We start from the raw sequence: 700 nt of genomic DNA on the forward strand, positions 1-700 counted from the left end.
ACCCTGAATATCAGGAAAACATGAAGATCCGTCAGGCTGCGTCCGAGGGAACGATCATCGTCGTGGAGGGCGTATAATGACCGATAGCGCAATGACACCGGACGAACACCGCCGCGCGGATGAGGCCGCGACAGGCCCGATGCTGGCAGCGGATGGCCGTCCGCTCAAGGCCAGCCTGAACCGCGCGCTGCGGCGTCAGAAATTACGCGCGATGATGCTGATCGCGCCTTTGCTGATCTTTGTGCTAGTCACCTTCATCGCGCCGATCGCGGACATGCTTTTCCGCTCGATCGAGAACCAGATCGTGTCTGACACGCTGCCGCGGACCACGACAGAACTGGCAGAATGGGACGCCAACTCAGGCGATATCCCCCCGCCAGAAGTGTTTCATGCCTTGTTCAAGGACATGTTCATTGCGACAGAACGCAAAGCCCACACACGGCTGGGATCAAGGTTGAACTACGAACTGACCGGTGTGTCTTCTTTGTTTCGCAAGTCCGGCCGCCGTGTCGACGATATGGGCGAGGTCTATCAGGACCAGTTCGAGGATTTGAACGGCTTCTGGAAAGATGGTGAAAACTGGAGCGCGATGATGGGCTCCGGTTCATGGCTGTCGGCGATGGGCGACTGGAACGGCAACAAGGACGCGGCCCAGCCCATCTTTGAAGCGCGTGGCGATATCGCTTCCATTCTGCCCGAG

Annotated in this window: 1 pseudogene; it reads left to right on the plus strand. The window is 58.4% G+C overall.

Features of this window, described 5'->3' with window-relative positions:
• Positions 1-76: 76 nt before the first annotated feature.
• Positions 77-700 (plus strand): annotated as a pseudogene (locus G0Q06_RS14210) (ABC transporter permease); the annotation flags it as partial.

It is taken from the genome of Oceanipulchritudo coccoides (assembly GCF_010500615.1).
Classification (GTDB): domain Bacteria; phylum Verrucomicrobiota; class Verrucomicrobiia; order Opitutales; family Oceanipulchritudinaceae; genus Oceanipulchritudo; species Oceanipulchritudo coccoides.